The sequence below is a fragment of the Vibrio sp. T13N genome, assembly GCF_032970445.1.
Classification (GTDB): domain Bacteria; phylum Pseudomonadota; class Gammaproteobacteria; order Enterobacterales; family Vibrionaceae; genus Vibrio; species Vibrio diabolicus.
Map to the genome: position 1 here is coordinate 1 of NZ_JAWJYE010000036.1, position 5,644 is coordinate 5,644.

At 44.4% G+C, this 5,644-nt stretch carries 2 protein-coding genes, 7 tRNA genes and 2 rRNA genes; 5 read left to right on the forward strand and 6 right to left on the reverse strand.

Annotated elements, in window-relative coordinates; translation table 11 throughout:
* Window positions 1-21: 21 nt before the first annotated feature.
* The 5 genes from rrf (R2S67_RS22415) to R2S67_RS22435 all read left to right on the forward strand — a co-directional run bounded on the left by rrf (R2S67_RS22415) (window position 22) and on the right by R2S67_RS22435 (window position 2,646).
* Window positions 22-138: ribosomal RNA gene (gene rrf, locus R2S67_RS22415) — 5S ribosomal RNA — on the forward strand.
* A 101-nt stretch (window positions 139-239) separates the two neighbouring features.
* Window positions 240-315, forward strand: a tRNA-Thr gene (locus R2S67_RS22420).
* A gap of 56 nt (window positions 316-371) precedes the next feature.
* Window positions 372-488 (forward strand): 5S ribosomal RNA (gene rrf / locus R2S67_RS22425).
* Between the two features lie 45 nt (window positions 489-533).
* Window positions 534-610: transfer RNA gene (locus tag R2S67_RS22430), tRNA-Asp, on the forward strand.
* A gap of 599 nt (window positions 611-1,209) precedes the next feature.
* A complete protein-coding gene (locus R2S67_RS22435) occupies window positions 1,210-2,646 on the forward strand; it encodes an NAD-dependent succinate-semialdehyde dehydrogenase (RefSeq protein WP_164667179.1) in 1,437 nt (478 codons plus the stop codon).
* A gap of 283 nt (window positions 2,647-2,929) precedes the next feature.
* Here the strand turns inward: R2S67_RS22435 and R2S67_RS22440 are convergent.
* The 6 genes from R2S67_RS22440 to R2S67_RS22465 form a co-directional block, all read right to left on the reverse strand.
* Window positions 2,930-3,005: transfer RNA gene (locus R2S67_RS22440), tRNA-Asn, on the reverse strand.
* A 15-nt stretch (window positions 3,006-3,020) separates the two neighbouring features.
* A tRNA-Thr gene (locus R2S67_RS22445) sits at window positions 3,021-3,096 on the reverse strand.
* Window positions 3,097-3,149: 53 nt separating this feature from the next.
* A tRNA-Phe gene (locus R2S67_RS22450) sits at window positions 3,150-3,225 on the reverse strand.
* A gap of 233 nt (window positions 3,226-3,458) precedes the next feature.
* A complete protein-coding gene (locus tag R2S67_RS22455; RefSeq protein WP_317347125.1) occupies window positions 3,459-5,084 on the reverse strand; it encodes a methyl-accepting chemotaxis protein in 1,626 nt (541 codons plus the stop codon).
* A 300-nt stretch (window positions 5,085-5,384) separates the two neighbouring features.
* A tRNA-Asn gene (locus tag R2S67_RS22460) sits at window positions 5,385-5,460 on the reverse strand.
* 38 nt (window positions 5,461-5,498) lie between these two features.
* A tRNA-Phe gene (locus R2S67_RS22465) sits at window positions 5,499-5,574 on the reverse strand.
* Window positions 5,575-5,644 lie beyond the last annotated feature (70 nt).

The following is a 5,644-nucleotide window of genomic DNA, read 5'->3' on the forward strand; positions in this document are numbered from 1 at the left end:
CTTTCCGAATTAAAGAATTTGCTTGGCGACCATAGCGTTTTGGACCCACCTGATTTCCATGCCGAACTCAGAAGTGAAACGAAATAGCGCCGATGGTAGTGTGGGGCTTCCCCATGTGAGAGTAGGACATCGCCAGGCTTTAAATTTAGTTTTCTCCTTTTTAAAAAGTTGAAGACAAAAGTTAAGAGAGCCCGTTTGTAAAAGCGGGCTTTTTTAGTCCTTAGGGACACAAATAATGTGCTGATATGGCTCAGTCGGTAGAGCGCATCCTTGGTAAGGATGAGGTCCCCAGTTCGATTCTGGGTATCAGCACCATTTATTGTTTGTTTTGGACTTTAAATTAAAGCCTAAAACAAAACGTAAAGAATTTGCTTGGCGACCATAGCGTTTTGGACCCACCTGATTTCCATGCCGAACTCAGAAGTGAAACGAAATAGCGCCGATGGTAGTGTGGGGCTTCCCCATGTGAGAGTAGGACATCGCCAGGCTTTAAATTTGGACACTTGCTGATTACAAGCGRGTGATACCACTGCGGAGTGGTAGTTCAGTTGGTTAGAATACCGGCCTGTCACGCCGGGGGTCGCGGGTTCGAGTCCCGTCCACTCCGCCACTTATATTAAGCCCCAGTCGAAAGACTGGGGCTTTTTCGTTAATGCGAGTATATTTTCCCCTTCAATCGAATGAGTCCCGCGGAAAAGGCCTGTTAGTAGCCCAGAACCGCTGCCACTTATATTAAGCTTCACTTGAAAGACTAAGACTTTTGGTATCTGTAGTGCTAGCTTTCTCTGTAACCAAGTTGCACAATTCTAGTTGAATGTAATCTTGCCCATTTCTCTACAGATTCGAGCCTATAGTAAATGCTGGGGACTGATGGGTTATGCCGGTCATTAGACCAGAGAATTCGCATAAGCTAGCTTGTAGTCTGTATCCTTGTCACTGCGTATTTCGTTAACGCTCCTCTCTAATAAGAGTTTTCTACTACTACTTCGCAAATATTCATCGTTCTAGTGTTCTGGATAGTCCCTAGGAGAATGGATTGCTGGAGTTTGTTACCGCTAGTCTGATTTAGTCATCGGAAGAGAATGAGCGTCTAGACTGTTAAGAGAATAAAGTCATTCGAACATTCATGTCTTTTAGAAAACTTTGTTTTCTTTGCTGATCTTGCTAGTAAAGATTAACCTAAGAGGAGTTCTCGTAGGAGTAAGTTTGATGATGCAACAAATAAAAAATGAAACCTTGAAATCCGTATTTAAACAATGGTCTTCCGAAGAGGGAATTGTGGTCATCAACCCTGCAACTGAGCAAGAGTTAGTTCGATTAAAGCCCAGTGCTCTTGAGGAATTAGATGACATTATTGGTAAGTGTAAAACCGAGCAAATTCGCTGGGCAAAGTTAAGTGCCAAAGAGCGCTCTCGTCGCTTGAAAAAGTGGTATCAATTACTCCTTGATAATGCAGAAGACATTGCCACAATTATTACCTTAGAGCAGGGAAAACCATTAACCGAGAGTAAAGGGGAGGTGATGTATGGCGCCTCTTTTGTCGAGTGGTTCTCAGAAGAAGCCAAACGTGCTTATGGCGAAGTTATACCTGCCCCCACGACAGATCGACGTCTGTCTGCTATTCGCCAGCCTGTAGGGGTATGCGCTGCAATTACGCCGTGGAACTTCCCTATTGCGATGATTACAAGAAAAGCAGCACCAGCCCTGGCGGCAGGCTGTGGCATGTTGATCAAGCCCTCTGAGCTTACTCCTCTTACTGCAATTGCTGTTGTTGAATTAGCTTATCAGGCAGGAATCCCAAAAGAACTGCTTCCTGTGGTGATATCAGAGCAGGCAGCTGAGTTTGGCCAAGTACTAAGTACTGATCCTAGGATTAAGAAAGTTTCTTTTACGGGCTCTACGCGAGTCGGGAAGATTTTGATGAAACAAGCCAGTGACTCTGTCAAAGCGGTTTCGATGGAGTTAGGTGGTAATGCACCTTTTATTGTTTTTGACGATGCAGATTTAGATGCGGCGGCGGAAGGGCTTGTCGCTTCGAAGTTCCGTAATGCAGGGCAAACATGTGTTTGTACCAATCGGCTGTATGTTCATGAAGGTGTAAAACAAGTTTTTATTGAAAAAGTATTGTCGAAGTTAAGCAAATTACAGCTTGGTAATGGTTTAGATAACGGTGTCACATTAGGCCCTGTTATTACGATGGCTTCTAAACATCGTCTAGAGGCGGTGATCGATCAAGCTGTACAAGAAGGGGCTTCTATTGCCAACTCTCCGCAGAGACGCTCTGGGCGCTTTATGGAGCCCGTTCTTTTGGATAGCGTCAAGCAGCATATGTCGATTGTTCAGCAAGAGCTATTCGGGCCTGTGTTACCTATTATTACCTTTGAGAATGATGAACAAGTTCTCGGAATGGCGAATGACACAGAGTATGGTTTGGCTTGTTACTTCTACACGAATAACTTCAAGCGTATTGTTGCTTTCAGCGAAGGTCTGGAATATGGCATGGTTGGTGTCAATGAGGGGATTATTTCTACTGAGGTGGCCCCGTTTGGTGGAGTCAAAGAGTCAGGAGTTGGCCGAGAAGGTGCGAAACAAGGGCTCGATGAATATTTGGAGACAAAGTATATTTGTCTCGGTGGTTTAAGCTGAGTTGGTTGATTTAAGCAAAAAGCTGGGTTTTACCTGGCTTTTTTGATCTGGGAGATGTGTGCCACCCACTATGATTATTATTTATTGGTGAACATTGCTTATGGTGGGACTATCGATAGAAAGCAGAGTTGTTGGTGAGCAGGTATTCCAATCTAAGTTAAGCGATGCCTTCAAGGTAATGATCTAAACTCTGATTTTCTTTCCTGAGTGACATGAGTAGAAAAGAGTTTGACTTTAAACCAATGCAAAAAAGCCGTATCAAGAGATACGGCTTTTTCTAATATGGCTCCTCCTACTGGACTCGAACCAGTGACCTGCGGATTAACAGTCCGTCGCTCTACCAACTGAGCTAAGGAGGAACAAATTTTAATAAGTGGTGCCGACTACCGGAATCGAACTGGTGACCTACTGATTACAAGTCAGTTGCTCTACCTACTGAGCTAAGTCGGCACACTATATTCTTTAACTATTGTTCGTGCTAAGCACCAACAATTAATAAATTGTGGTGCCCGGAGGCGGAATCGAACCACCGACACGAGGATTTTCAATCCTCTGCTCTACCGACTGAGCTATCCGGGCGACGAGGTGTATTAAACGGTTTTTCGGCTCTTAGGTCAACCATAAAATTAAAATAAAATATCGTTTGATGAAAATGTGCTCGGAGTGGGCTGTTTTTATGCATTTTTGATACAAATACACCATTAACTAAGCTTTCTTTAATGGAGAGGTAGGAGTTTGAAAGTAGAGTAAATGGATAAAAACAAAAAAAGCACGCTTGAAAACGTGCTTTATACTAAACAATTGACTTTAACCTAGTGCTTTACAGAGAACTTGTTTACCCAACCTTCTAGCTCATCCGCCAGCGAAGCTAAACTTTGAGTGCTTGATTGGCTCTCCGTTACCACAGAGTTGAGCTGGCTTCCGCTTTCCTCGATAAGATTGACACGCTGCGCAATATCATCGCTAACCTGAGTTTGTTCGGCTGCTGCGGTCGCGATCTGCTGACTCATTGCGGTGATAGATTCTAAAGCCGTTACAATTTGCTGCAGAGCTTCAGAGGCATTCTTAGACTCTGTTACTGTGCCCTCACTGGTTTCTGCACACACTTCCATTGTGTGAATAGCGTTGCGGGAACCTTCTTGCAGGTTGGAGATCATATGCTGAATCTCTTTAGTGCTATCTTGTGTTCGGCCTGCCAGGTTACGCACCTCGTCGGCAACAACGGCAAAGCCTCGACCTTGCTCTCCGGCACGTGCTGCTTCAATGGCAGCATTGAGTGCGAGTAAGTTTGTTTGCTCTGCAATATCGCCAATTACATCGAGCACTTTCACTATACTATTTACATCCTGATCTAGATCGGCGACCGCTTTACTTGCAGTATTTAATTGAGAAGCCAAACCTTGAATGTTTTCAACAGTACTGTGAATCAGCTTCTGAGTATGCTGACTTTGTTTATCGGCTTCGTCTGTGTTGTTTGCTGTATCACTTGCCGAGTTGGCAACATGGTTGGCTGAAGATGCCATTTCAGTCATCGCAGTGGCAATCATTGCTGTTGACTGCTGCTGAGATACGGTGAGATCGGCAATCGTATTTGAGCGAGATTCTACGGCAGATAACTCAGCGCGCAGTGCGTGCATGGATTTCTCAAGGTTTGTCACCATGGTGGCTAGTGATTGACTCATATCTTGCACCGCACGATAGATACTTCCTCTCGGCGCCACTGCATCAAAACTGGTCTGAATGTCGCCTTGTGCGACAGCTTGAACGGCTTTGCGCACATCGTTTGGCTCTCCACCTAGTAGATTGAGCATCTTGCGAATCGAGATTATCAGGCCACCGAGAATACTCCCCGCGATAACTAAACACAGTACAAGCTGCCATTGAGCGGTAGCCCAGAAGCGAGCATTCACCTCATTAAAGCCGATCCCTGTACCTACAACCCAGCCCCAATGTGGTGTTTTCTCGGCAATAGAGTGTTTTTCTTCAATGCTTCCGTCGGCCTGCTTTTGACTCCAAGTATATTCGACGATTTGACCTGTTTTGCGCCCCAAAACATCTAAGATAAGTTGGCCGACGCTGTTGCCATCTCCATCACGAAAGTCGTGAAAGCTTGTGCCATGTAATTGAGGGTCAAGCGGAGCTGCAACAAAAATCATGTTCTCATCTGCGACATAAACGTATTCGTTGTCTTTGTAGATATTATTACGAAGTAGGCGAGTGGCTAATGATTTCGCTTCGTCCTCTGGCATTTTGCCTTCGATAGCCATTTTTTCTACTTCGGTAAGAATGCTGTACGCACTTTTGAATAACTCAGTAACCCGAGCTTTGTTATCAAGGTTACTTGCGACGCGAAGTGTCCATAAACCCGTTGCGGTCAGTGCTAGGAGTGCTAGCAATATGATCGCAGATAATAAATAGGCTTGAGTTTTTAGTTTCATATTTGGCTCACAAATAAAGTGTCATCACTATGCAAGGCATAGCTAAAAGAAGAAATGTAATAACTCGGGCATCTTAGTGAAGATGAATATTCGCGCATACTAATGCGTATTGAAATTATGATGAGGATTAAATTTTTAGCGTAAAATAAGTATTTTTTAGAGATTGGGCTTAATATTTTGCGATGCTAGAAACAGAGAAACAGAGAAACAGAGAAACAGAGAAACAGAGAAACAGAGAAAATGAAATGAGCGTAGGGCAGATGCCAAAAAGCCGCATCAAAAGATGCGGCTTTTAAAAAATGGCTCCTCCTACTGGACTCGAACCAGTGACCTGCGGATTAACAGTCCGTCGCTCTACCAACTGAGCTAAGGAGGAATTATTCGTGTATCGTGTTTAGCAATGACACCAAATAATGGTGCCTCGAGGCGGAATCGAACCACCGACACGAGGATTTTCAATCCTCTGCTCTACCGACTGAGCTATCGAGGCAAAAGAATGGTGCCGACTACCGGAATCGAACTGGTGACCTACTGATTACAAGTCAGTTGCTCTACCTACT